We start from the raw sequence: 25,575 nt of genomic DNA, 5'->3' as shown, positions 1-25,575 counted from the left end.
CCGTGACGCGCGGGGGCCGGGACGACAAGGGGGATGACCCCGAACGCCGGTGCATCGTCACCGGGGAAAGCCAGCCGAAGGCGGGTCTTGTCCGCTTCGGTCTGGGACCGGACGCTCAGGTGGTGCCGGATGTATTGGGTCGTCTGCCCGGTCGGGGCTTCTATGTCACGGCCGACCGCAAGGCGATCGAGAAGGCCGCCGCCAAGGGGCTCTTTGCCCGCGCGGCGCGGCAGCCCCTGACGGTGCCCGAGGGTCTGGCCGATATGGTCGAGACCCAGCTGGCCCGGCGGGTGGTCGATCTGGTGTCGCTGGCGCGCAAGGCCGGCGATGCCGTGACCGGCTTCGAGAAGGTGAAGGACTGGCTGGTCAAGGGCAAGGCGAAGATCCTTGTGCAGGCCAGCGACGGGTCGGAGCGCGGCAAGATGAAGCTGCACCCGCCGGACGGAAAAGAGACGTTCATCGGCTGCCTGACGGCCCGGGAATTGGGTTTGGCATTCGGCCGTGAACATGCCATACACGGCGCGCTTGCGTCTGGTGGACTCACGACACGTGTTGTAGAGGAAGCGGCAAGGCTCGCCGGGCTGAGAAGCGAAATCGGCGGCAAGGCCGCCAGCGGCGGGCAAATCGACGGCGAGACCGTCGGAAGGGATACGAAAGACGCATGAGCGATACAGACGGTAAGAAACCCCTCGGTCTGGGTGGCACGCCTCGTTCGGGGCAGGTGAAGCAAAGCTTCAGCCACGGTCGGACCAAGAGTGTGCTGGTGGAAACCAAGCGCAAGCGCGTTGTCGTGCCTAAACCCGGTGCCTCGGGGTCTTCTTCCAACTCCGCCTCCCCGTCCCACCTCGGTGATCCGTCGAAGCGCCCCGCGGGCATTTCCGACGCCGAGATGGAGCGCCGGCTGACGGCTCTGCGCAACGCCAAGGCCCGCGAGGCCGAGGATGCAGCGCGCCGCGCCGAGGAAGATCGCATCCGCGAGGAAGATCGCCAGCGCCGCCGCGAGGACCTTGAAGCCAAGGAACGCGAGGAGCGCGAGCGCGTCGAGGCCCTGCGCGCCAAGGCCGAAGAGGAAGAGCGCGCCAAGGCCGAGGCCGAAGCCGCAGCAAAACGTGCCGAGGAAGCCAAGCGCGCCCCGGCGCCTTCCGCCACGCCGTCTCCGGCAGCGGAAGAGGTCAACACGCGCAATCAGTCCGGCGCCCCCGCTGGTGCCAAGCCGGGTCTCAGCCCGCGCAAGGACCGCGATCGCGACGGTGGCGGCGACCGCGACCGCAACGCCAAGACCAAGACAGACGACGCCCGTCGCGCCGGCAAGCTGACGCTGAACGAGGCGCTGGCTGGCGAGGGCGGCCGTACCCGGTCGCTCGCCGCGATGAAGCGCAAGCAGGAAAAGGCGCGCCAGAAGGCCATGGGCTTCAGCAAGCCCGAGAAGCAGGTGCGCGACGTGCAGCTGCCCGAGACGATCGTGGTGCAGGAACTGGCCAACCGCATGGCCGAACGGGCCGCGGACGTGGTGAAATCGCTCATGAAAATGGGCATGATGGTCACCATGAACCAGAGCATCGACGCCGACACGGCGGAACTGGTGATCGAGGAATTCGGCCACCGCGCCGTCCGCGTGTCGGATGCCGACGTCGAGCATGTGATCGACTCGGTGCAGGACACCAGCGAGAACACCGTCTCGCGCCCGCCGATCATCACGATCATGGGCCACGTCGACCACGGCAAGACCTCGCTGCTGGACGCGATCCGCAAGACCAGTGTCGTGTCGGGCGAGGCCGGCGGCATCACCCAGCACATCGGCGCCTATCAGGTGACGACCGACAACGGTGCGGTCCTGACCTTCCTCGACACCCCCGGCCACGCGGCCTTCACCTCGATGCGGGCCCGTGGCGCGCAGGTGACGGATATCGTGGTTCTGGTGGTGGCGGCGGATGACGCCGTGATGCCGCAGACGATCGAGGCCATCAAGCACGCGAAAGCGGCGAAGGTGCCGATGATCGTGGCGATCAACAAGATCGACAAGCACGAGGCAGACCCGAACAAGGTCCGCACCGACCTGCTGCAGCACGAGGTCATCGTCGAAAAGATGTCGGGCGACGTGCTCGATGTCGAGGTTTCGGCCAAGACCGGGCTGGGGCTGGACGAGCTTCTGGAGACCATCGCGCTGCAGGCCGAGATCCTCGACCTCAAGGCCAACCCGAATCGGGCGGCCCAGGGTGCGGTGATCGAAGCCAAGCTCGACGTGGGTCGTGGCCCGGTGGCCACGGTTCTGGTGCAGCACGGCACGCTGAAGCGCGGCGACATCTTCGTCGTCGGGCAGCAGTGGGGCAAGGTGCGCGCGCTGATCAACGACAAGGGTGATCGCATCGAAGAAGCCGGCCCCTCGGTGCCGGTCGAGGTGCTCGGCCTCAGCGGCACGCCCGAAGCCGGCGACGTGCTGAACGTGGTCGAGACCGAAGCGCAGGCCCGCGAGATCGCGGACTACCGCGAGAAGGCCGCGAAGGACAAGCGCGCGGCTCTGGGTGCGGCGACGACGCTGGAACAGCTGATGGCCAAGGCCAAGGCCGACCAGAGCGTGTCCGAGCTGCCGATCGTGGTGAAGGCCGACGTGCAGGGCTCTGCCGAGGCCATCGTCCAGGCGATGGAAAAGATCGGCAACGACGAGGTGCGCGTGCGCGTGCTGCACTACGGTGTGGGTGCGATCACCGAGTCCGACATCGGTCTGGCCGAGGCCTCGGGCGCGCCGGTCATCGGCTTCAACGTCCGGGCCAATGCCTCGGCGCGGCAGTCGGCGAACCAGAAGGGCGTGGAGATCCGCTACTACAGCGTAATCTACGATCTCGTGGACGACGTGAAAGCCGCCGCCTCGGGCCTCCTGAAGGCCGAAGTGCGCGAGACCTTCATCGGCTACGCGCAGATCAAGGAAGTGTTCAAGGTCACCGGCGTCGGCATGGTTGCCGGCTGTCTGGTCACCGAAGGCATCGCCCGCCGCTCAGCCGGGGTGCGTCTGCTGCGCGAGAACGTGGTGATCCACGAGGGCACGCTGAAGACGCTGAAGCGCTTCAAGGACGAAGTGAAGGAAGTGCAGTCCGGTCAGGAATGCGGCATGGCCTTCGAGCGCTACGAGGACATCCGTCCGGGCGACGTCATCGAGATCTTCGAGCGTGAAGAGGTCCAGCGCAAGCTGGCCTGATCGCCCTCTCTCCAGAAATTAAAAAGGCCGGGTGCGAACCCGGCCTTTTTGCTGTGCGCGGCTGACGGATCAGGCGGCGCGCAGTGTCACCACCGGAAAGCCGACGAAATTACGCTCGTCGACGCGCACCATGATCTTGCCATCGGCCATATGGCCGACCACCAGACCCTGAACCTGAACGCAGCTGCCTATCGTGATCGTTCTCAGCATGAGCATCCCCCAAAATAAATCTGTTCCCTGCCCCATACTGAGGGAACAATTTTGAATAACACATTAACTTCTTTGCGAGGGAGTCTATTTTACGGGCATGCGACGAAGTTATGACACCAATATGTCACAGCCAGTCGCGCAGAATCGGGATCAGCGGCAGGTCAGCCGGGGGCATCGGGTAGTCGCGCAGCCGGTTCGGCATCACCCAGGCCAGAGTCTGACCCTCGCGCGCCTCGGGAATGCCTTCCCAGCGGCGACAGGCGAACAGCGGCATCAAGAGGTGGAAGTCTTCATAGCTGTGGCTGGCGAAGGTCAGCGGCGCGAGGCAGCTGGCCTTGGTGTCGATCCCCAACTCTTCCTTCAGCTCGCGAATCAGCGCTGCCTCGGGCGTTTCGCCGGGCTCCACCTTGCCGCCGGGAAACTCCCAGAGCCCGGCGAGGGATTTCCCCTCGGGGCGCTGTGCCAGCAGGATGCGGCCGTCGCGGTCGATCAGGGCGACGGCCGAAACGAGCAGCAGTTTCACGAGCGGTAATCGGCGTTGATGTCGATGTAGCGGTGGGTCAGATCGCAGGTCCAGACCGATTTCGCGGCCTTGCCCAGCCCCAGATCGACAGCGATCACCAGCTCGTCGCGCTGCATGTAGGCCGCGGCCTTCTCCTCGCTGTAGTCGGGGCTGCGCCAGCCCTTCTCGGCCACCAGCACATCGCCAAAGCGGATCGTCAGCTTGTCCCGATCCGCCTGAGCGCCGGACTTGCCGACGGCCATGACCACGCGGCCCCAGTTCGGGTCCTGCCCGGCGATGGCGGTCTTGACCAGCGGCGAGTTGGCGATGGCCATGGCCACGCGATGCGCGTCCTCGGGGGACGCCGCGCCCGTCACCTTCACCTCGACGAATTTCGTCGCCCCCTCGCCGTCGCGCACCACCTGATGCGCGAGGTCGAGCATGACGGCCTTCAGCGCCGCCTCGAAATCCTTGGCCACGCGCGAGCGCAGCGCGATTTCTGCCGCCGGGCTCTGGCCCGTGGCGGCGAGGATCAGCGCGTCGGAGGTGGAGGTATCGCTGTCCACCGTGATCGCGTTGAAGGTGTCATCCACCTGACGCGAGAGCAGTTTCTGCAGGTTCACCGCCGAGATCTTGGCGTCGGTGAAGATATAGACCAGCATCGTCGCCATGTCCGGCGCGATCATCCCCGAGCCCTTTGCGATCCCGGCGATGCGGATCTCGCCGCCGTCGCCATGCACCACGGCGGAGGCGCCCTTGGCGAAGGTGTCGGTGGTCATCATCGCGCGCGCGGCCATCTCGATGCCGTCCTCGCGCAGGTCCTTGACCAGATCGGGGATCTTTGCGGTGATCTTCTCGTAGGGCAGCGGCTCGCCGATCACCCCGGTGGAGGAGGAGAACACCCGGCTGGCCGGAAGGTCGAGCGCCTTGGCAACGGCGCCGGTCACGGCTTCCACCGCTTCGACGCCGACGGCGCCGGTGAAGGCATTGGAATTGCCCGAGTTCACCACGATGGCCGCACCCGCCGCGGCATCGACCTTGCCGGCGAGCTTCGCCTGACAGTCGAGCACGCAGGCCGCGCGGGTGGAGGATCGGGTGAAGACGCCCGCGACCGATGTGCCGGGCGCAAGGCGGATCAGCATCACGTCCTTGCGGTTGGCATAGCGCACCCCGGCCTCGACCGCGGCATATTCCACGCCGCCGATCACCGGCAGCGCGGGAAATCCGGCAGGGGCGAGCGGCGAGACCATTTTGGCGGGTTTGGCCGGAGCCGCGTCCTTCGCCTTCAGCTTCGACAGCTTCTTCTTCAGCGTCTTGGCCTCGGCCTTCCAATCGGTCTTCGCCATCGCCCGCCCCTTTGTCCGGTTTACTTGTCGATCAGTGTTTGGTCCCGAAGTTTTGCCGGGTCAATCCCCTCGCCGGGCCGGGTGACGGTAGCGGCGGCAGTCAGCTCTTCGACATGCTTGGCGACCGCTTCCTGCTCGATCTGGGCGGCGAGTTCGTCGCGCACCTCGTCGAGCGCCGGCGCTTCCGCGACGCGGGTCTCGACCAGCTTCACCAGATGCCAGCCGAACTGGGTCTGGATCGGGCCGGCCACGTCGCCGGGCTTCATCGTGACGACGGCATCCTCGAAGGGCTTCACCATCATGCCGAGCCCGAACCAGCCGAGCGAGCCGCCATTGGCCGCCGCGCCATCGCTCGAATTGGCCTTGGCCAACTCGGCAAAGTCGGCGCCGCCGTCAATCTCGGTCTTCAGCTTCTTGGCCTCGTCCTCGCTGGCGACGAGGATATGCGAGGCGTTGTATTCGGTCTGCGGCTCGGCGCCGGTGTATTTGGCGTCATAGGCCGCCTGCAGCGCCTCGTCCGTGACCGCGCCTTCCACGACCGCCTTCAGCGCCGCGTTGGACAGATAGCCGCGCCGGTCGTTCTCCAGCGCCAGCGTGTCGCGCGGGGTCATCGAGCCTTCGACCGATTGCGCCAGCGCCTGCTGCTGGATCAGCTGTTCCAGGATGCCGTTGAACAGCGCGTCATCGGGCAGCGACTGATACTGCTCCGGCAGGGTCTCGCGCAGGGCGATCATGTGGCCCAGCGTGATGTCCGAGCCGTTCACCGTGGCCACCACGGTGGAGGCCGTCGCGTCCTGCGCCGCGGCCGGCAGAGCCAGCCCCATGATGCAGGCTGTCGCCAAGGCGGTGCCCCGCATGAGTTTCGCGTATTTCGCCATCTCACCTTCTCCTGAACGGGCGCGCTGTCGCGCGACGTTGACTTGCCCCCGCCAGACCCTTAAATCGCGATGGTCGCGTGCGGCGCATCCGGCCGAGGCTTCCCAGCCCTTCTATGGAAGGCGACACGAGGGAGCAAGGCAGAGCCTCACACGATCATGTCAAGAAAGACTTGGCTTGTCAGGAACGACCAGGCGGAGAAAACATGCTGGGTCTCGGTACGCTCGCGAAGAAGATTTTCGGAACGCCCAACGACCGCAAGGTGAAATCGGTTCGCTCGGTGGTCGCTCGGATCAACGAGCTGGAGGCCGAGTTCAGCAAGCTGTCGGACGAAGGCCTGAAGCAGAAGACGGCGGAATTCCAGCGCCGGGCGCAGGGGGGCGAGAGCCTCGACGACCTGCTGCCCGAAGCCTTCGCCAACTGTCGCGAGGGCGCGCGCCGCGCGCTCGGCCTGCGCGCCTTCGACGTGCAGCTGAAGGGCGGCATCTTCCTGCATCAGGGCAATATCGCCGAGATGAAGACCGGCGAAGGCAAGACCCTCGTCGCAACCTTCCCGGCCTACCTGAACGCGCTGGCCGGCAAGGGCGTGCATGTCGTCACGGTGAACGACTACCTCGCCAAGCGCGACGCGGAATGGATGAGCAAGGTCTACGGCGCCCTCGGTCTGACGACCGGCGTCGTCTACCCCTACCAGCCCGACGCGGAAAAGAAGTCGGCCTACCGCGCCGACATCACCTATGCGACGAACAACGAGCTGGGCTTCGACTACCTGCGCGACAACATGAAGGGCTCCATCGAAGAGATGAGCCAGCGCGGGCATTTCTTCGCCATCGTCGACGAGGTGGACTCGATCCTGATCGACGAAGCCCGCACCCCGCTCATCATCTCCGGCCCGAGCCAGGACCGCAGCGACCTCTATCAGAAGGTCGACCTGCTGATCCCGGAACTGGTGCCCGAGCATTTCAAGCTGGACGAGAAGACCCGCAACGTCACCTTCACCGAGGAAGGCAACGAATTCGTGGAGCGCCGCCTGTCGGAGATCGGCCTGCTGCCCGAGGGCCAGTCGCTCTACGACCCGGAAAGCACGACGCTGGTGCACCACGTCACCCAGGGCCTGCGCGCCCACAAGCTCTTCACCCGTGACCAGCAGTATATCGTCCGCGACGGCGAGGTGATGCTGATCGACGAATTCACCGGCCGCATGATGCGTGGCCGCCGCCTGTCGGACGGCCTGCATCAGGCGATCGAGGCCAAGGAAGGCGTGGCGATCCAGCCGGAAAACGTCACCCTCGCCTCTGTGACCTTCCAGAACTACTTCCGCCTCTACGACAAGCTGGCCGGGATGACCGGCACGGCCACGACCGAAGCCGAGGAATTCCTCGAGATCTACGGTCTCGGCGTCGTCGAAGTGCCGACCAACCGCCCGGTGCAGCGCAAGGACGAGCATGACGCCGTGTACCGCACCTCGCGCGAGAAGCATGCCGGGATCATCGATTGCATCAAGGAAGCCAACGGCAAGGGTCAGCCGATCCTCGTCGGCACCACCTCGATCGACAAGTCCGAGGCGTTGTCGGAGCTGCTGAAGCAGGAGGGCATCCCGCATAACGTGCTGAACGCCCGCCAGCACGAGCAGGAAGCGCAGATCGTGGCCGACGCGGGCAAGCTCGGCGCCGTCACCATCGCCACCAACATGGCCGGTCGCGGCACCGACATCCAGCTCGGCGGCAACGTCGAGATGAAGGTGATGCAGGCGCTGGCCGCCGACCCGTCCGCCAACCCCGACGAGGTGCGCCGCCAGATCGAGGCGGAGCATGCCGACGAGAAGCAGAAGGTGCTCGACGCCGGCGGCCTGTTCGTCCTGGCCACCGAGCGGCACGAATCCCGCCGGATCGACAACCAGCTGCGCGGCCGCTCGGGCCGACAGGGCGACCCGGGGCGTTCGGCCTTCTTCCTCAGCCTCGAAGACGACCTGATGCGGATCTTCGGCTCGGAGCGGCTCGACAAGGTGCTGTCGACGCTGGGCATGAAGGATGGCGAGGCCATCGTTCACCCCTGGGTCAACAAGTCGCTGGAAAAGGCGCAGGCCAAGGTCGAGGGCCGCAACTTCGACATCCGCAAGCAGCTTCTGAAGTTCGACGACGTGATGAACGACCAGCGCAAGGCGATCTTCAGCCAGCGGCTGGAGATCATGCAGGCCGAAGACCTGTCCGAGATCGTACAGGACATGCGCTATCAGGTGATCGACGACCTGATCGACCTCTACATGCCGCCCCGCTCCTACCCCGACCAGTGGGATACCCACGGTCTGCGCAACGCGCTGATGGAAAAGCTGGCGATGGACGTGCCGGTGGCCGCCTGGGCCAACGAGGAAGGCGTCGATCAAGAGGTGATCCGCGAGAGGCTCTGCGAGCAGTCCGACAAGATGATGTCGGAAAAGGCCGAGGGCTTCGGCGCCGAGACGATGCGCAACATCGAGAAGCAGATCCTGCTGCAGACCATCGATGCCAAGTGGCGCGAGCACCTGCTGACGCTGGAGCATCTGCGCTCGGTCGTCGGCTTCCGCGGCTATGCGCAGCGCGACCCGCTGTCGGAATACAAGACCGAAGGCTTCGCGTTGTTCGAGTCGCTGCTGAACTCGCTGCGGCAGGATGTCACGCAGAAACTGTCGCAGGTCCGCCCGCTCTCCGAGGCGGAGCAGCAGGCGATGATCCAGCAGTTGATGGACCAGCAGCGCGCCGCCGCTCCGGCCCCGGCCCCGGCCCCCGCGGCTGCCCCGGCCCCGGCGCCCGAGGCCACGGCCCCCGCCGCTGCCCAGCCGGTGCTCGTCGCCGCGGGCTTCGACGAGGCCGACCCCTCGACCTGGGGCAACCCGGCGCGCAACGATCTCTGCCCCTGCGGCTCGGGCGAGAAGTTCAAGCACTGCCACGGGCGCCTCGCCTGATTGTGGCACGATCGGGGCGCGGATCGCGCCCCGTCGCCCCCTCTGGGGCATTCGTCGAGTCCGCGCAGGAAACAAACCCCAGTTCAGCCATGGATTGGCCCGCTTTGGTCTCTAGCCTGTCCGAGTCGGGCAGTGGACGGAGGCGAAGATGAACTTGATCCGCAAGGTGGCAATGGCGGGGGTGACACTGTCGGTCGCCATCGCCGCCGGGCAATATGTCCAGCACGGCGTGGCCCTGCCCTTCGGCGCCCGGGCCGAGGCGCCGCCGGAGCCGACCGGGATCACCCTGCTCTCCGCCGGGCCTGCCCCGACCCTCGTGCTGCCGGTGGCCCCCGAGATGCCCGCCCTGCCCGTGCTGGGCCGCCTGCCCGCCGCGCCGCAGGACCGTCAGGCAGCCCTCGTCCTGCCACCGGAGCCGGAGACCCCTGCCCCCCAGACACCCACCACCTGCACCGCCGCGCTGGAGCTGACCGCAGCCCCCGGCGCGCTGCTGAAGCTGGCGCTGACCGCCCCCTGCCACCGCAATGAGCGCGTCGTGCTGCGCCATGCCGGGCTGGCCGTGACCGCCCGCATCGGCGCCGAGGGCAGTTTCTCCGGCACGCTGCCGGCGATGGACCGGGCGGGCGCCGTGTCGGTGCTGCTCACCGACGGATCCGAGATCGAGGCGGCGGCGCCTGTGGCCGACATGGCCGGCATCCGCCGCTTTGCCGTGCAATGGCTGGCCGAGGATGCCTTCCAGATCCACGTCCCCGCAGCGCAGGAGGACAGGCTCAGCCGTCTGGGCGATGCCAGCGTCAGCCTGCCGATGCTGGCCGAGGTCTACACCTTCCCGCCCGCCTCCACCGGCGGCGAGGCTGCCACGCTGGAAGCCGCGATCACCCCGGCGACCTGCGGGCGCGAGCTTCTGGGTGAGACGCTGGAAAGCCGCAACGGGCGCAGCAGCGTGACCGAGCTGAGCGTGACCATGCCGGATTGTGCGGCGGTCGGTGATTATCTGCTGTTGAAAAATCTCCCCGGGGACGTGAGTATCGCCGCCGCGAACTAGACAGCGGCGGGGGCAGATGCGGCGATTGATGTGGCGTGCGGCGATATTCGCCGCGCTGGGTTTGCCTGTCGCCGCCCCCGCGCAGGACATCACGCTGACCGCCCGCAACGGCGGGCTGAGCCTCGATGGCACGCTGATGGGCTTCGACGGCGAGTTCTACCGGCTGGAGACGAAATACGGCCCCCTCACCGTCGACGGCGCCTCGGTGATCTGCGATGGCCCGGCCTGCCCCGACCTTATCGCGCCCTTGGCCACCCTGCGCATCCTCGGCGCGGCCGAGCCCGGCAACGGAATTTTGCCACGTCTTCTCAACAGTTTCGCCGAGGCGCACGGCTACCGGATCGAGACGGCGCCCTTCGAGGGTGGCTTCACCGCGCGCATCGCCAATGCCGAGGGGACGGCCATCGCCGAGGTGAGCTTCGCCCCCGCCCCCCCGGCACAAGCGCTGGAAGCGCTCACCGACGGCGCGGCGGAACTGGTGGTTTCGGCCACTGCCGTGCCGGAGCTGACCTCGCGTGTGCTGGCTCTCGATGCGCTGCTGCCGATCGTCTCGCCGGACAACCCGCTTCCCCGCATCTCGACGCCGGATCTGGCGCGGGCACTGTCGGGGGAGGTGGAGAACTGGGCGGAGCTTGGCGGGCCGGACATGCCTCTGGTGCTGCATGCGCTGGAGCCGGAGGCCAGCCTGCAGGCGGCGCTGGCGGGCCGGCTGGGGCGGGCGATCCCGGCCTCGGTGACGCACCCCGATCTCGCCACCCTGGCCGAGGCCATGGCCCGCGACCCCTATGGCTTGGCTGTCACAGGGCAATCGGCACAAGGTGTTGCGCGCGCCCTGCCGCTGATCGACAGCTGCGGCTTCGCGCTGCAGCCCTCGCCGCTGGCGGTGAAGGCCGAGGATTACCCGCTGTCGCTGCCGCTCTACCTCGTGACACCCCGGCGGCGGCTGCCGCTGTTCGCGCGCGAGCTGCTGGATTTCCTCGCCACCCTGCCCGCGCAGAAAGCCATCGCGGCGGCGGGCTATGTCGACCGGGCACCGACACGGGTGGCCCTGACCGCGGATGGTGCGCGGCTGATCAACGCGATCCGCACGGCGGGAGAGGACGGCTCGCTCGTCGATCTGAACCGGCTGGCGGCGGGAATGGCGGGCACCGACCGGCTGTCGCTGACCTTCCGCTTCGAGGAAGGGACCGACAATCTCGACGCCCATAGCCGCGAGAACCTGACCGATCTGGCGGCCCTGCTGGAGATCGGGCGGTTCCGCGGGCAACAGATTGTTCTGGCGGGGTTTTCCGATGGAACAGGCGCTGCGGAGGCCAACCTCGCGCTTTCGAAACAGCGCGCCGAGGCGGTCGCCGCGGCGCTTGCCGAGGTGCTGACCGACACGCCGGAGGGCAAGCCCGCCGCCCGGATCGAGGCCTATGGCGAGACGCTGCCAATGGCCTGCGACACCACCGTGGCCGGACGGCAGATGAACCGGCGGGTGGAGGTCTGGCTGCGGCCGCTGGTCAAAGGTAACCTTGCGCCCTGAAGCTGAGTTCACGCTCCTTTCCGATGATGAGATGGTCGTGCAGGGTGATGCCGAGGATCTGCGCCGCCTCCTGGATCTGCAGGGTCATGCCGATATCGGCCTCGGAGGGCGTGGGGTCGCCGGATGGGTGATTGTGCACCAGAATCAAGGCACTGGCGTTCAGCTCCAAGGCGCGCTTCACCACCTCGCGCGGATAGACCGGGACGTGATCGACCGTGCCACGCGCCTGTTCCTCGTCGGCGATCACCACGTTCTTGCGGTCGAGGAAGAGGATGCGGAACTGTTCGGTCTCGCGATGCGCCATGGCGGTGTGACAGTAGTCGAGCAGCGCCGCCCATGACGACAGCACCGGACGGTGCAGCACCCGGGCCCGGGCCAGCCGCTGGGCCACAGCCTCCAGGATCTTGAGGTCCTGCACCACGGCCTCCCCCACACCTGGTATCTCCATCAGCCGCGGCGGCGGGGCGGTGATGACGCGGTTCAGATCGCCGAAGGCATCGAGCAGGCGCCGGGCCAGCGGCTTCACATCCTGCCGGGGAATGGCGCGGAACAGCACCAGTTCCAACAGTTCGTAATCGGGCATAGCGGCGGCCCCGCCCTCGGTGAAGCGGCTGCGCAGGCGTTTGCGGTGGTCGGCGATGTAGGAGGGCAGCTTGTCGGGCAAGGCGCTGCCGATCGCCTCGTCCTCCTCGGGGAAGAGCGGCAGGGGGGCTTCGTGGAAGGCGCGTTTCCGGCTCATGCGGAGAGGGTGGCAACGGGTAGTGAAGGAAGGGTTAAGCGGGTCGGGGAATCGGGCGTTAATCGGCGGATTCGGCGGTGTGATCTCCGTGCACGGTCGATGCACGGGGAATGCACGCAGTCGGGCTGGGGCGCGTGGTTAATGGGGCGGGCGGTGGAAGGGGTGGGGTAATGAGAAAGCCCCGCGGGGGCGGGGCTTTTGCGATCTGTGAGGTTTGCTGAGGATCTGGGGGGCTCTGCTGCTTCGGCCCCCGGGGCGGCCACGGGCCGCCCGTGATTGGCGGGAAGGCTCCACCGGAGCCTTCCTCTTTCGCCAATCACCCCTTCATCCCATCCCAGAAACCCTTAACCTTCGAGAAGAACGACGACCCTTCCGGGTTGTTGTCTTCCGAAAGCTTCTCGAACTCGCGCAGCAGCTCCTTCTGACGGCTTGTCAGGTTGACCGGAGTCTCCACCGCCAGCTCGATCAGCATGTCGCCGGAGCCGCCGCCGCGCAGGGCGGGCATGCCCTTGGCGCGCAGGCGCATCTGCTTGCCGGTCTGGCTGCCCGCAGGCACCTTCACCCGGCTGGAGCCGCCGTCGATCGTCGGCACCTCGACCTCCCCGCCCAGCGCCGCCGTGGTGATCGAGACGGGGACGCGGCAGAACAGGTGAACGCCGTCGCGCTGGAAGATCGCGTGCTCGCGCACCTCGATGAAGATGTAGAGATCGCCCGTCGGCCCGCCACGCATGCCGGCCTCGCCCTCGCCGGCGAGACGGATGCGGGTGCCGGTCTCCACCCCGGCAGGGATGTTGACCGAAAGCGCACGTTCCTTCTCGACCCGGCCGGCACCGTGGCAGACCTTGCAGGGGTTCTTGACGATCTGGCCCATGCCGTTGCAGGTCGGGCAGGTGCGTTCGACGGTGAAGAAGCCCTGCTGCGCCCGGACCTTGCCCATGCCCGAGCAGGTCGGGCAGGTGACGGGTTCGGCCCCGCCTTCGGCGCCGGTGCCCTTGCAGGCGTCGCAGGCGATGGAGGCCGGGACGTTGATGGTCTTCTGCACGCCGCGGAAGGCCTCTTCCAGCGAGACGCGCAGGTTGTAGCGCAGGTCGGAACCGCGCTGCGCCCGGGCACGCCCGCCACCGCCACCGCGACCGCCCATGAAATCGCCGAACAGATCCTCGAACACGTCGGAGAAGGCCGAGGCGAAATCGCCCTGCTGGCCGTGACCGCCGCGCGCCGAGGCGCCCATGCCACCCTCGAAGGCCGCGTGACCGTAGCGGTCATAGGCCGCCTTCTTGTCGGCGTCCTTCAGCACGTCGTAGGCCTCGTTCACATCCTTGAACAGGGCCTCGGCATTCGGGTCGTGGGAGTTGCGGTCGGGGTGAAGCTCTTTCGCCTTGGTGCGATAGGCTTTTTTCAGCTCTTCCGCCGAAGCGCCGCGCGCCACGCCAAGAACTTCGTAATAGTCGCGTTTTGCCATGGCAAACCCCTCTGGGGAACGCGCGGAGGGCGGCCTTGCGGGCCGCCCTCCTGTCCGTTCCGTGCGGTCTTACTTCCGCTTGTTGTCGCCAAGATCCTCGAAGTCGGCGTCGACGATGTCGTCATCCACCGAACGGGGGTTCTCATCGGAGGGCTCGCCCTCGGTCTGGCTGGCCTTGTAGATCGCCTCGCCCAGACGCATCGACGCCTCGGTGAGGTTCTGGATCCCGCCCTTGATCTTGCCGGGATCCTCGGTCTTCAGGCTTTCCTCCAGCGCGTTCATCGCGAATTCGATGGCTTCCACGGTCGAGGGATCGACCTTGTCGCCATGCTCGTCGATCGACTTGCGGGTGGAGTGCAGCAGGCTTTCGGCCTGGTTGCGGGTTTCCACCAGCTCGCGCCGGGCCTTGTCCGACTCGGCATTGGCTTCGGCGTCCTTCACCATCTTCTCGATGTCTTCATCGCTCAGACCGCCCGAGGCCTGGATAGTGATGTTCTGCGCCCGGCCGGTGCCCTTGTCCTTGGCGCCCACCGACACGATGCCGTTGGCGTCGATGTCGAAGGTCACCTCGATCTGCGGCATGCCGCGCGGCGCCGGCGGGATGTCCTCGAGGTTGAACTGGCCGAGCATCTTGTTGTCGGCAGCCATCTCGCGTTCGCCCTGGAAGACGCGGATCGTCACGGCGTTCTGGTTGTCCTCGGCGGTCGAGAAGACCTGGGACTTCTTGGTCGGGATCGTGGTGTTGCGGTCGATCAGCCGGGTGAACACGCCGCCCAGCGTCTCGATCCCCAGCGAGAGCGGGGTCACGTCGAGCAGGACCACGTCCTTCACGTCGCCCTGCAGCACGCCGGCCTGGATGGCGGCGCCGAGCGCCACGACCTCATCCGGGTTCACGCCCTTGTGCGGCTCCTTGCCGAAGAACTTGGTCACTTCCTCGATCACGCGGGGCATGCGGGTCATGCCGCCGACCAGAACCACCTCGTCGATGTCGCCGATGCCGAGACCGGCATCCTTCAGCGCGGCCTGGCAGGGCTTGATCGAGGCCTTGATCAGGTCGCCGACCAGGCTTTCCAGCTTGGCGCGGGTCAGCTTCATCACCATGTGCAGCGGCTGGCCCGTGTTGCGGTCCATGCTGATGAAGGGCTGGTTGATTTCGGTCTGGCTGGAGGAGGACAGCTCGATCTTGGCCTTTTCCGCCGCTTCCTTCAGGCGCTGCAGCGCCATCTTGTCGAGCGTGAGATCGACGCCATGCTCTTTCTTGAACTCGTCGGCGAGGTAGTTGACGATCCGCATGTCGAAGTCTTCCCCGCCGAGGAAGGTATCCCCGTTGGTGGATTTCACTTCGAAGAGGCCGTCGTCGATCTCGAGGATGGTGATGTCGAAGGTACCGCCGCCGAGGTCATAGACCGCGATGGTACGGCTTTCCTTCTTGTCGAGCCCGTAGGCCAGCGCGGCTGCCGTCGGCTCGTTGATGATCCGCAGCACTTCCAGACCGGCGATCTTGCCCGCGTCCTTGGTGGCCTGACGCTGGGCGTCGTTGAAATAGGCCGGAACGGTGATGACCGCCTGGGTCACGCTCTCGCCGAGATAGGCTTCGGCGGTTTCCTTCATCTTCTGCAGGATGAAGGCGGAGATCTGCGAGGGCGAGTATTTCTCGCCGCGGATTTCCACCCAGGCATCGCCGTTGCCGCCGTTGACCAGCGTGTAGGGCAGGTTCTTCTTGTCTTTCGCGATATGCACGTCGTCCATGCGGCGCCCGATCAGGCGCTTCACCGCGAAGACGGTGTTGGAGGGGTTGGTGACCGCCTGACGCTTGGCCGACTGGCCGACCAGACGCTCGCTTTCCGTGAAACCCACGATGGAGGGCGTCGTGCGCGCGCCTTCCGAATTCTCGATGACCCGGGGTTGCGAACCATCCATGATGGCTACGCAGGAGTTGGTCGTCCCGAGGTCGATCCCGATGACTTTGGCCATGATATGCACCTCTGCTTGCGGCGATGTTATGGGACACAGGCCCGTTCGTCGGCCCCTGTCTCCCGATCCCAGACTTGGCCGGTCGAGGCGACCGCCTCTTCCGGCTACCGGGCGTATATAGGGGGGGCCGAAGACCCTGCAAGCGTAACGGGGCCGTGAAAATCCGGCGAAAGCCCCGAAACCCCGCCACGGTTCCGCCTGCGCCGGAAGGCCGCGCGGTTTCAGCCGCGCAGGTCGTCCATCACCCGCACCAGCTCGGCGCTGATCCCCGGTTCCGACAGCGCATGGCCGGCCAGAGGCACCATGCGCAGCTCGGCCCGATCCCAGCCATCGGCCAGTTTCCAAGCCGAAATGGGCGGGCAGATCATGTCGTAGCGGCCCTGCACGATATGGGCGGGAAGATGCTCGATCCGCGAGCGGTTGGCGAGGATCCAGCCGTCATGGTCGAGGAAACCTGCATTGACGAAATAATGATTCTCCAGCCGGGCAAAGGCGCGGGCATAATCGGCCGGGCTCTCGCCCATCGGCCCGTCATGCGAGACCGAGGCCAGCGCATTCTCCCAGCTCGCCCAGGCGCGGCCGAAGCGGGTCTCTTCCATCAGGTTGCCCGAGAACAGCCGCCGGTGATAGGCCGCGATCAGGTCGCCGCGCTCGGCCTCGGGGACGAGGCCGACGAAGCGGGCCCAGATGTCGGGAAAGAAGGCCCCTGCCCCGCCGCCGTAGAACCAGTCGAGCTCGGCCTGGGTCATCAGGAAGACGCCGCGCAAGACCAGCCCCTGCACCCGTTCGGGGTGGCTGATGGCGTAGATCAGCGCCAGCGTGGCGCCCCAACTGCCGCCGAAGCAGATCCAGCGGTCGATCCCCAGCGTCTCGCGGATCCGCTCGATATCCGAGACCAGCGCCCAGGTGGTGTTGGCCTCGACGCTGGCATGGGGCCGCGAACGGCCGCAGCCGCGCTGGTCGAAGAGGATGACGCGGTAGGTCTGCGGGTCGAAGTAGCGCCGCATCGCCGGCGAGCAGCCGCCCCCCGGCCCGCCGTGCAGCACCAGAACCGGCTGACCCGCCGGGTTGCCGCATTGCTCGACATAGATGCGATGGCCGTCGCCCATGTCGACGACCCGCTGGTCGAACGGGTCGATGGGCGGATAAAGAAACTCGACTGCGCGCTTTTGGCCTGATCTGTGGTCCATGATCGTCCTATATAACGCGGCCAGCCTGATCCGCTACGCCCGAAACCGCAAGGAGTTTGCCATGCAACCGACCTCCACCATCGACGCCGCCGAAGTCGCCAAGTTCGAGGCCATGGCCGCAGAGTGGTGGAACCCGCATGGCAAGTTCAAGCCGCTGCACCAGATGAACCCCTGCCGGCTGGATTACATCACCAACCAGATCGCGGCGGAGTTCGATCGCGACCTCAGCGGCGCCCAGCCCTTCGCCGGGCTGCGCATCCTCGACATCGGCTGCGGCGGGGGGCTCCTGTCCGAGCCGATGGCGCGGCTGGGGGCGACCGTGGTCGGCGCGGATGCCGCGCCGCGCAACATTCCGGTGGCCCAGCTTCATGCCGAGCAGTCGGGGCTGGAGATCGACTATCGCCACACCACCGCCGAGGCGCTGGCGGCGGCGGGGGAGCAGTTCGACGTGGTGCTGAACATGGAGGTGGTCGAGCATGTGGCCGATCCGCTCGGCTATCTCACCGCCTGCCGCGAGCTGTTGAAGCCGGGCGGGCTGATGGTCTGCTCGACGCTGAACCGCAACGCCAAGAGCTTCGCCATGGCGATCGTCGGGGCGGAATGGGTGATGCGCTGGCTGCCGAAGGGGACGCATGACTGGGCGAAGTTCATCACCCCAGAGGAATTATATGCGCTGATCCGGCAGGCGGGGCTGGAGCCGGTGGACCGCAAGGGGATGGTGTTCAACCCGGTGAGCTGGTCCTGGAGCCTGTCGAGCCGGGATCTGTCGGTGAATTACGTGACCGCAAGTGTGAAACGGTAGGGGTTTTCACGCGTGAAAATGGGGGTAAGGGGTTGGTTTGGTTCGGGGTTTTTGGTGGTGGTAAGGGGTTGTTAAGGGGTTGAGGCAGGGGATGCGCGGTGACGGCGCGGCCCTTGCGTGTGGAGGGTGGGGTGGAACCCCACCCTACGGTGCGCAATGAATGCGCACCCTACGGGTGTTGGGTCGGCAACGGCCCACATCGGCGTAGGGTGGGGTTTCACCCCACCGCCCCCGCCCGCACACATCGGGATCGGCGTAGGGTGGGGTTTCACCCCACCCTCCCTTGCCCCCTCAGAGCTCCGCCGACCGTGCCCAGAGGTTGATCGCTTCTTCCGAGGACAGGCGGTCGATCTCGGCCAGTTCCTCGGGCGTGAAGTCGAGGTTGCCGATGGCGCCGGCGCAGTCGGTGACCTGTTCGGGTTTCGAGGCGCCGATCAGGGCGGTGGTGATGCCGCCATCGCGCAGAACCCAGGCGATGGCCATCTGCGCCAGGGTCTGGCCTCGGGCCTGCGCGAGGGCGTCGAGGGCGCGGACGCTGTCCAGCGCGCGGGGGGTGATCGTCGCCGGGTCGAGCGACTTGCCCTGCGCGGCGCGGCTGGCTTCGGGGATGCCGCCCAGATATTTCTTGGTCAGGATGCCCTGCGCCAGCGGGGTGAAGGCGATGGAGCCGATGCCGAGCTCGGTCAGCGTGTCCTTCAGCCCGTCCTTTTCCACCCAGCGGTTGAGGATGTTGTAGCTCGGCTGGTGGATCAGGCAGGGGGTGCCGAGATCCTTCAGGATCGCCACCGCCTCGCGCGTGCGCTGCGAATTGTAGCTGGAGATGCCGGCATAGAGCGCGCGGCCGGAGCGGACGATGTGATCGAGCGCGCCCATGGTCTCTTCCAGCGGCGTCTCGGGGTCGAAGCGGTGCGAGTAGAAGATGTCGACGTAGTCGAGGCCCATGCGCTTCAGGGACTGGTCGCAGGAGGCGATGAGATACTTGCGGCTGCCCCATTCGCCATAGGGGCCCTGCCACATGTCGTAGCCCGCCTTGGAGGATATGATCAGCTCGTCGCGGTGGTCCTTGAAATCGGTGCGCAGGATCTCGCCGAAGGCGGTCTCGGCGCTGCCGCCGGGCGGGCCGTAGTTGTTGGCGAGATCGAAATGGGTGATGCCGTGATCGAAGGCGGTCTGGCAGATCGCGCGCTTGGTGGCATGCGGCGTGTCCTCGCCGAAGTTGTGCCAGAGGCCGAGCGAGATGGCGGGCAGCTTCAGCCCGGATGCGCCGCAGCGGCGGTAGATCATCCGGTCGTAGCGGTCGGCGGCGGGGTGGTAGGTCATGCGCTGGTATCTCCCTTGCGAGGGTCAGTGATAGGGCGTTCGGCGGGCCTGCCAAGGCCACGAGGGTCACGCAGGGGGTCACGCTGCGGTGTCACGCAGAGGTGACAGGAACCCGGTCAGCGGCGAGGCGTTGACCCTGCACAAGCAAAGGAGACCATCATGGCTGTTGATAACGATCGTGTTGAAGGCTCGGCCAAGAACATTGGCGGCAAGATCAAGGAAGCTGCCGGGAAGGTGACCGGGGACTCCAAACTTCAGGCCGACGGCAGGTCCGATCAGGCCGAAGGCAAGGTGCAGAACGCCATTGGCGGCATCAAGGATGCGATCAAGGGCAAGTGAGCCCCTGACGGATGAGCGGAGGCCCGGACAGTTGTCCGGGCCTTTCGCGTTTCAGAGGAAGCGGTTCCAGAGGTTCTCGAGCCGCTCCTGACGACCGGAGACCGGCTGCGGGTCGAGGTTCTTCGCCACGACATCGGCATAGATGTCGTCGAGCGAGGAGCCAAGCATGGCCTTGGCTTCCGGCGCCTCCCAGCCCGCATAGCGGTCGGCGCGGGCCTTTTCGAGCGCGCCGTCTTCCAGCAGCTTCGCCGCCGATTTCAGCGCGCGGGCGCAGGTGTCCATGCCGCCGACATGGGCGAGGATCAGGTCTTCGGCATCAAGGCTCTGGCGACGCAGGCGGGCGTCGAAGTTGGTGCCGCCGTTGGTGAAGCCGCCCGACTTCAGCACTTCGTAGAAGGCCAGGGCCATCTCGCCGTGGTTGTTCGGGAACTGGTCGGTATCCCAGCCGGACTGGTAGTCGTTGCGGTTCATGTCGATGGAGCCGAGGATGCCGAGGCTCGCGGCCAGCGCCAGCTCGTGCTCGAAGCTGTGGCCGGCGAGGATGGCATGGCCCTGCTCGATGTTCACCTTGACCTCGTTCTCGAGGCCGAAGCGCTTGAGGAAGCCGTAGACGGTGGCCACGTCGAAGTCATACTGGTGCTTGGTCGGCTCCTGCGGCTTCGGCTCGATCAGGATCGTGCCCTTGAAGCCGATCTTGTACTTGTAGTCGACGACCATCTGCAGGAAGCGCCCGGCGTTCTCGGACTCGCGGGTGAGGTCGGTGTTCAGGAGCGTCTCGTAGCCCTCGCGGCCGCCCCAGAGCACGTAGTTCGCACCGCCGAGCTTCAGCGTGGCGTCCATGCAGGTTTTCACCGTGGCGGCGGAATAGGCGAAGATCTCCGGGTCGGGGTTCGTCGCGGCCCCGGCCATGAAGCGGCGGTGCGAGAAGAGGTTCGCGGTGCCCCAGAGGAGCTTGGTCTTCGAGCTTTCCATGCGCTGACCGATGTGGTCGACGATGGTCTCGAGGTTCTTCGTGGTTTCCGCGAAGGTCTTGCCCTCGGGGCGGATGTCGGCGTCGTGGAAGCAGAAGAAGGGCGCGCCGATGATGTCGAACATCTCGAAGGCGACGTCGGCTTTCATCTTGGCGGCTTCGATGCTGTCGCCGAACCACGGGCGCTCGTAGGTCTGGCCGCCGAAGGGGTCGCCGCCGGTGTAGGCGAAGCTGTGCCACCAGGCGATGGCGAAGCGCAGGTGGTCTTCCATGCGCTTGCCGAGGATCACCTCGTCGGGGTTGTAGTAGCGGAAGGCGAACTCGTTGGTGGAGCCTTCGCCCTCGTATTTGATGGCGGGGATATTGGCGAAATAGTCGGTCATGAGAGGCTCCTGATGGCGGTCTGGGCCGCGCGGTAGCGGGCGTGGCCGTGGTCGAAGGCAGCGGTGAGGCTGCGGTCGGGTTGGATGGTGCGGGCGATGGGCGGCAGGGTGGCGATCTCGGCCCCGGCGCCGTTGGCGGCCATGAGGGCGAGGCGCGCGGCCCCGAAGGCGCCGCCGAAATCGCCCGCGGCGGGCAGATGCACCGGCAGGTCGAGCGCGGTGGCGATGGCTTGCAGCCAGTAGTCGGAGCGGGAACCGCCGCCGACGGCGATCAGGTTCTCGAGCTTCGTTCCGGTGGCGGCCAGGGCGTCGCGGCAGTCGCGGATGGCGAAGGTGACGCCCTCCAGCACGGCGCGGGTGCCGGCGGCCTGATCGGTGGCATGTTCCAGCCCGGTGAAGGCGCCGCGGATGGCGGCGTCGTTCAGCGGCGTGCGCTCGCCGCCGAGATAGGGCAGGAACTGGGTCTTGCCGGGGGCGTGCAGCGGGCCGAGGCTGGCGGTGAGGGCCGAGGCGCTTTGGCCGACGAGGCGGGCATACCAGTTGAGCGCGTCGGTGGCGGCGAGGATCACGCCCATCTGGTGCCATGCGTTCGGCAGGGCGTGGCAGAAGGTGTGGACGGCGGTGTCCGGCGCGGGCTGGTAGCCATCGTTGGCGGCAAAGAGCACGCCCGAAGTGCCGAGCGAGACGAAGGCCTCGCCGGCGCGGACCACGCCGACGCCGACCGCAGAGGCGGCATTGTCGCCGCCGCCGCCCGCCACGACCACGCCCGCGGGCAGGCCCCAGCGAGTGGAGAGGGCGGGACGCAGCTCGCCCGAGACTTCGGAGCCCTCGACGAGCCGGGGCATGTGGCTGCGGTCGAGGCCGGTGGCGGTCAGGAGATCGTCCGACCAGTCGCGGGCGCCGACGTCGAGCCAGCTGGTGCCCGCGGCATCCGACATCTCGGCCACATGCTCGCCCGTCAGCCAGAGCCGGAGATAGTCCTTCGGCAGCAGCACCTTGGCGACGCGGTCGCGGATCGCGCGCTCATGCGCCTGCACCCAGAGGAGTTTCGGCGCGGTGAAGCCCGGGAAGACGATGTTGCCGGTGAGGCGGCGGAATTGCGGATCGGCATCCAGCTCCGCCGCTTCCTCGAAGCTGCGGGTGTCGTTCCAGAGGATGCAGGGCCTGAGCACCTCGTCGGCGGAATCGAGCAGGGTCGCGCCATGCATCTGCCCGGAAAGCCCGATGCCGCGCACGGCGGAGAGGCCGTGCGTGGCGAGCTGGTCCATCACCGCCTCGGCGGCGGCGATCCAATGGGCGGGCGACTGTTCCGACCAGCCCTCCTGCGGACGGCTGACGGTGAGCGGAGCGACGGCCTCGGCCAGCACGCGCTGATCGTCGTCGATCAGCACGCCCTTGAGGCCGGAGGTCCCGAGATCAAGACCGATATACATCAGAGAGCTTTCTCCGCCGTGCGGGGCGTGGGTTGCTTGCCGAGGATGATCATGCCGAGGATGTCGTCATCGGTCACCTCGTCCACCTTGACGGTGCCGACCAGCTGGCCGTTCTTCATCACCGAGGCGCGGTCACAGAGCTTCATGACGTTGTGGATGTCATGCTCGATCAGGAAGATGCCGAGGCCCTGACGCTTCAGCTCCTGGATCAGTTCGGACACCATCTGCGTCTCGTGCGGGCCGAGGGCGGCGGTGGGCTCGTCCATGATCAGGATCTTGGCGTTGAAGTAGACGGCGCGGGCGATGGCGACCGACTGGCGCTGACCACCGGAGAGCGCCGAGACCGGGACGTTGAACTTGCGGAAGTTCGGGTTCAGCCGGCCCATGATCTTGCGCGTCTCGGCCTCCATCCGCGCGTCGTCGACGAAGCCCAGGGGCGTCACCAGCTCGCGGCCGAGGAAGAGGTTGGAGGCGGCGTCGAGATTGTCGGCCAGCGCGAGGGTCTGGTAGATCGTCTCGACATTATGGGCGCGGGCGTCGCGGGGGTTGTTGATGTCGACCTGTTTGCCCTCGATCAGGATGCTGCCGGTATCCGCCTTGTAGGCGCCCGACAGGCATTTGATCAGCGTCGACTTGCCCGCGCCGTTGTGGCCGAGCAGGCCGACCACTTCGCCGGGGTAGAGATCGACCGAGACATGATCGACCGCCTTGATGCCGCCGAAGGAGATCGAGATGTCGCGCAGCTCGACCAGCGGGGTTCCCTTCTGGGTCATGATGGCGCTCCTTAGGTGCGTTTGCGGTACTGGATGTCGATCCAGACGGCGAGGACGAGGACGGTGCCGACGACGATGTTCTGGAAGGGCGCATCGACCCCGACCATCGCCATGCCCGATTGCAGGCTCTGCATGATCACGGCGCCGAGGATCGCGCCATAGACGGTGCCGATGCCGCCCGCGAGGGCCGTGCCGCCGATGACCGCCGCGGCGATCACGCGCAGCTCGTCCAGCGTGCCGATGTCGAGCGAGTGGTTCGACAGGCGCGCCGAGGCGACGGCGGCGGAGAGGCCGCAGAGACCGCCCATCAGGGCGAAGATCTTCACGGTCAGCCGCTTGGTGTTGATGCCGGAGAGCTCGGCCGCGTCGGGGTTGCCGCCGGTGGCGAAGATGTAGCGGCCCAGACGGGTGCGGGTGGCCATGACGGTGAGCACCAGCGTGACCGCGATCAGGATCAGCACCGAGATCGGGATGCCATAGGCCTCGGTATAACCCTCGGGCATGACCGTGCCGCTTTCTTCGAACATGCGGCGCAGGCGGCCCGGCGGGATCAGGTTGGAGTTGAGGATGGCGACGAAGCCGAAGATCAGCCCGGTGGCGATGAGGCTCATCACCACCTCGGCCCAGACCGGCTTCACCGGGAAGCCATGACCCGCCTTCTGCCGCCGCGCGTTCCAGATGCCGTAGATCGCAGCCAGGGCGGCGATGGCGCCGATCACCCAGGAGGCGGTGGTGCCGATGGTGCCGTTGGTGCCGCCCAGCATCAGGAAGGTGCTGTCCAGCGGCCCGATGGTCTGGCCACCCGCCACGAAATAGGCGACGCGGCTCCAGACCAAGAGGCCGCCGAGGGTGACGATGAAGCTCGGGATCTTCTGGTAGCCGATCAGCCAGCCCTGGAAGCCGCCGACCATCATGCCGGTGAGGATGCCGACGATGACCGCGATCGGCGCGGTTAGCGGATGCTCCAGCCCGAGGCCGAGGGTCTGCGGCAGGATCTGGGTCTGCGTCACGGCCATGACGGCGGAGCAGAGCGCGAGGATCGAGCCGACGGAAAGGTCGATGTGGCGCGTGACGATGACGAAGACCATCCCCGCCGCCATGATCGCGACCGAGACGGTCTGGATCGCGATGTTGAAGGTGTTCTGCGGCACGAGGAAGCGGCCGGCGCCGAGCCATGCCAGCGGGTTCCAGCTGAATTCGGGGATGGCGCGGATGCCGGTCCAGGTCTGGAAGGCGAGGCAGATGACGATGAAGGCGCCGATCATGCCCAGAAGCCGGGTGTCGATCTCGAGCGTCTGCAGGAAACTGCGTTTCTGCTCGGTCTGCGGGGTGTGGGAGGAGGAGGCTGCCTGTGTCATGTCAGGTCCTTCGATGAGACGAGGGTCCGGAGGGAGCCGCGCGGTTTGACGGACGCCCCGGCCGGACAGCCGGGGCGCGGTTTCTGATCAGGCGCGGATCAGTTGCAGGGGGCCGGGCCGCCGGACACGCCCTGGCAGAGCACGTCCTTGCTGATCCAGCCGGCGTCGACGACCAGCGAGAGGTTCTCCTTGGTCACCGGGATCGGGGTCAGGAAGACCGAGTTCATCTCGTTGCCGCCGGGGGTGGTGAACTTGGCAGCGTTCGCGATCTCTTCCGGAGCGGTGCCGCCGGCCAGGGCCAGGGCGATCTCGGCGGCGTTCTTGCCGAGCTCGCGCGCGTCCTTCCAGACCGAGACGGTCTGCGTGCCCGCGGCGATGCGGTTCAGCGCGGCATGGTCGCCGTCCTGACCGGAGACCGGGATGCCCGAGAGGCCCTGCGCGGTGAGCGCGGCCACGGCGCCGCCGGCGGTGCCGTCGTTGGAGGCGACCACGGCGTCGACGTCATTGCCCGTCTCGGTCAGGATCTGCTCCATGTTGCGCTGCGCGTTGGCCGGGAGCCAGCCGTCGGTGTAGGCCTCGCCGACGATCTTGATGTCGCCGGAATCGATCGCGGCCTGCAGCACTTCCTGCTGGCCGCCACGGAGGAAGTCGGCGTTCGGGTCGGTGTTCGAGCCCTTGATCATGACGTAGTTGCCCTTCGGCGCCAGCTTGAGCACCTCGCGGGCCTGCATCCGGCCGACTTCGACGTTGTCGAAGGTCAGGTAGAAGGCGCGCGGGTCTTCGATCAGGCGGTCATAGGCGACGACCGGAATGTCGTTGTCGGCGGCGGCGGTCACGGCCGGGCCGATCGCGGCGGTGTCCTGCGCGAGGATGATCAGCGCGTCCACGCCCTGCGCCATCAGCGATTCGACGTCCGACAGCTGCTTGGCCGAGGACGACTGCGCGTCGGCGGAGACATAGGTGGCACCCGCGGCTTCCAGCGCGGCCTTGATCGCGGCTTCGTCGGTCTTCCAGCGCTCTTCCTGGAAGTTCGACCAGGACACGCCGACGGTCAGGCTCTGGGCATAGGCTGCGGGGGTAAAGCCGGCCACAGCAATGACAGCGGCCAGAATGGGGTTACGCATGTTTATCCTCCCTATGGATGCGGCCAGCGAATGGCCGGTCCGACGGATTCGTCGGCACGGCAGAAAA

Annotated in this window: 21 protein-coding genes; 7 read left to right on the top strand and 14 right to left on the bottom strand. The window is 66.9% G+C overall.

Annotated elements, in window-relative coordinates; genetic code table 11:
• The first annotated feature begins 2 nt into the window (after nt 1–2).
• On the top strand, nt 3–665 hold the full coding sequence (locus tag AC3A5Z_RS17055) for an RNA-binding protein (RefSeq protein ID WP_487520512.1): 663 nt from the start codon (nt 3–5) through the stop codon (nt 663–665).
• Complete coding sequence (infB, locus tag AC3A5Z_RS17050; protein ID WP_487520511.1) at nt 662–3,193, top strand: translation initiation factor IF-2; 2,532 nt, start codon at nt 662–664, stop codon at nt 3,191–3,193. The genes AC3A5Z_RS17055 and infB overlap by 4 nt, the downstream gene beginning before the upstream one ends.
• Before the next feature lie 69 nt (nt 3,194–3,262).
• On the opposite strand, the gene AC3A5Z_RS17045 is transcribed toward infB, so the two are convergent.
• The 4 genes from AC3A5Z_RS17045 to AC3A5Z_RS17030 all read right to left on the bottom strand — a co-directional run bounded on the left by AC3A5Z_RS17045 (nt 3,263) and on the right by AC3A5Z_RS17030 (nt 6,129).
• Nucleotides 3,263–3,403: a hypothetical protein gene (locus AC3A5Z_RS17045; protein WP_487520510.1), complete on the bottom strand. Its 141-nt coding sequence runs from the start codon at nt 3,401–3,403 to the stop codon at nt 3,263–3,265.
• A gap of 124 nt (nt 3,404–3,527) precedes the next feature.
• Nucleotides 3,528–3,926 carry a (deoxy)nucleoside triphosphate pyrophosphohydrolase gene (locus AC3A5Z_RS17040; RefSeq protein ID WP_487520509.1) on the bottom strand — a complete coding sequence of 133 codons (399 nt, stop codon included), beginning with the start codon at nt 3,924–3,926 and terminating at the stop codon, nt 3,528–3,530.
• Nucleotides 3,923–5,251 carry a bifunctional glutamate N-acetyltransferase/amino-acid acetyltransferase ArgJ gene (gene argJ / locus AC3A5Z_RS17035; RefSeq protein WP_487520508.1) on the bottom strand — a complete coding sequence of 443 codons (1,329 nt, stop codon included), beginning with the start codon at nt 5,249–5,251 and terminating at the stop codon, nt 3,923–3,925. Before argJ ends, AC3A5Z_RS17040 begins: the two co-directional genes overlap by 4 nt.
• Nucleotides 5,252–5,271: 20 nt before the next feature.
• Nucleotides 5,272–6,129: a peptidylprolyl isomerase gene (locus AC3A5Z_RS17030; RefSeq protein ID WP_487520507.1), complete on the bottom strand. Its 858-nt coding sequence runs from the start codon at nt 6,127–6,129 to the stop codon at nt 5,272–5,274.
• A 203-nt stretch (nt 6,130–6,332) separates the two neighbouring features.
• Between AC3A5Z_RS17030 and secA the strand changes: the two genes are divergently transcribed.
• From secA to AC3A5Z_RS17015, 3 genes are all read left to right on the top strand, one after another.
• The gene (gene secA / locus AC3A5Z_RS17025; RefSeq protein ID WP_487520506.1) at nt 6,333–9,068 is read left to right on the top strand and encodes a preprotein translocase subunit SecA; all 2,736 of its coding nucleotides are present in this window, start codon (nt 6,333–6,335) and stop codon (nt 9,066–9,068) included.
• Between the two features lie 148 nt (nt 9,069–9,216).
• Complete coding sequence (locus AC3A5Z_RS17020) at nt 9,217–10,113, top strand: hypothetical protein (protein ID WP_487520505.1); 897 nt, start codon at nt 9,217–9,219, stop codon at nt 10,111–10,113.
• 16 nt (nt 10,114–10,129) lie between these two features.
• Entirely contained in the window at nt 10,130–11,641 is a 1,512-nt protein-coding gene (locus tag AC3A5Z_RS17015; RefSeq protein WP_487520504.1) for a phosphate ABC transporter substrate-binding/OmpA family protein, read from the top strand.
• Here the strand turns inward: AC3A5Z_RS17015 and radC are convergent.
• The 4 genes from radC to pip form a co-directional block, all read right to left on the bottom strand.
• The gene (gene radC, locus AC3A5Z_RS17010) at nt 11,619–12,380 is read right to left on the bottom strand and encodes a RadC family protein (RefSeq protein ID WP_487520503.1); all 762 of its coding nucleotides are present in this window, start codon (nt 12,378–12,380) and stop codon (nt 11,619–11,621) included. The two genes, AC3A5Z_RS17015 and radC, sit on opposite strands and share 23 nt — an antisense overlap.
• A gap of 316 nt (nt 12,381–12,696) precedes the next feature.
• Entirely contained in the window at nt 12,697–13,842 is a 1,146-nt protein-coding gene (gene dnaJ / locus AC3A5Z_RS17005; protein ID WP_444667790.1) for a molecular chaperone DnaJ, read from the bottom strand.
• Nucleotides 13,843–13,911: 69 nt separating this feature from the next.
• Nucleotides 13,912–15,825, bottom strand: a complete 1,914-nt coding sequence (gene dnaK, locus AC3A5Z_RS17000; protein ID WP_487520502.1) for a molecular chaperone DnaK — start codon at nt 15,823–15,825, stop codon at nt 13,912–13,914.
• A 212-nt stretch (nt 15,826–16,037) separates the two neighbouring features.
• Complete coding sequence (gene pip / locus AC3A5Z_RS16995) at nt 16,038–17,006, bottom strand: prolyl aminopeptidase (protein ID WP_487520501.1); 969 nt, start codon at nt 17,004–17,006, stop codon at nt 16,038–16,040.
• 61 nt (nt 17,007–17,067) lie between these two features.
• Between pip and ubiG the strand changes: the two genes are divergently transcribed.
• Entirely contained in the window at nt 17,068–17,808 is a 741-nt protein-coding gene (ubiG, locus tag AC3A5Z_RS16990) for a bifunctional 2-polyprenyl-6-hydroxyphenol methylase/3-demethylubiquinol 3-O-methyltransferase UbiG (RefSeq protein ID WP_487520500.1), read from the top strand.
• Nucleotides 17,809–18,099: 291 nt separating this feature from the next.
• On the opposite strand, the gene mgrA is transcribed toward ubiG, so the two are convergent.
• A complete protein-coding gene (gene mgrA / locus AC3A5Z_RS16985) occupies nt 18,100–19,128 on the bottom strand; it encodes an L-glyceraldehyde 3-phosphate reductase (RefSeq protein ID WP_487520499.1) in 1,029 nt (342 codons plus the stop codon).
• A gap of 159 nt (nt 19,129–19,287) precedes the next feature.
• Here mgrA and AC3A5Z_RS16980 point away from each other — a divergent pair, with 159 nt between their 5' ends.
• Nucleotides 19,288–19,467 carry a CsbD family protein gene (locus AC3A5Z_RS16980; RefSeq protein ID WP_487520498.1) on the top strand — a complete coding sequence of 60 codons (180 nt, stop codon included), beginning with the start codon at nt 19,288–19,290 and terminating at the stop codon, nt 19,465–19,467.
• A 51-nt stretch (nt 19,468–19,518) separates the two neighbouring features.
• Here AC3A5Z_RS16980 and xylA read toward each other — a convergent pair whose 3' ends face one another.
• The 5 genes from xylA to xylF all read right to left on the bottom strand — a co-directional run bounded on the left by xylA (nt 19,519) and on the right by xylF (nt 25,508).
• Nucleotides 19,519–20,820, bottom strand: coding sequence for a xylose isomerase (gene xylA / locus AC3A5Z_RS16975; protein ID WP_487520497.1), 1,302 nt, complete (start codon nt 20,818–20,820; stop codon nt 19,519–19,521).
• Nucleotides 20,817–22,253 carry a xylulokinase gene (gene xylB / locus AC3A5Z_RS16970; protein ID WP_107661933.1) on the bottom strand — a complete coding sequence of 479 codons (1,437 nt, stop codon included), beginning with the start codon at nt 22,251–22,253 and terminating at the stop codon, nt 20,817–20,819. Before xylB ends, xylA begins: the two co-directional genes overlap by 4 nt.
• Nucleotides 22,253–23,026, bottom strand: coding sequence for an ATP-binding cassette domain-containing protein (locus tag AC3A5Z_RS16965; protein ID WP_487520496.1), 774 nt, complete (start codon nt 23,024–23,026; stop codon nt 22,253–22,255). The genes xylB and AC3A5Z_RS16965 overlap by 1 nt, the downstream gene beginning before the upstream one ends.
• A gap of 11 nt (nt 23,027–23,037) precedes the next feature.
• Complete coding sequence (locus AC3A5Z_RS16960) at nt 23,038–24,384, bottom strand: sugar ABC transporter permease (protein ID WP_487520495.1); 1,347 nt, start codon at nt 24,382–24,384, stop codon at nt 23,038–23,040.
• Nucleotides 24,385–24,482: 98 nt separating this feature from the next.
• A complete protein-coding gene (gene xylF / locus AC3A5Z_RS16955) occupies nt 24,483–25,508 on the bottom strand; it encodes a D-xylose ABC transporter substrate-binding protein (RefSeq protein ID WP_487520494.1) in 1,026 nt (341 codons plus the stop codon).
• Nucleotides 25,509–25,575 lie beyond the last annotated feature (67 nt).

The organism is Cereibacter sp. Soil_C_27, assembly GCF_057657095.1.
The sequence above is the reverse complement of the archived record's forward strand: the minus strand, read 5'-3'. Positions and strand labels throughout refer to the sequence as shown.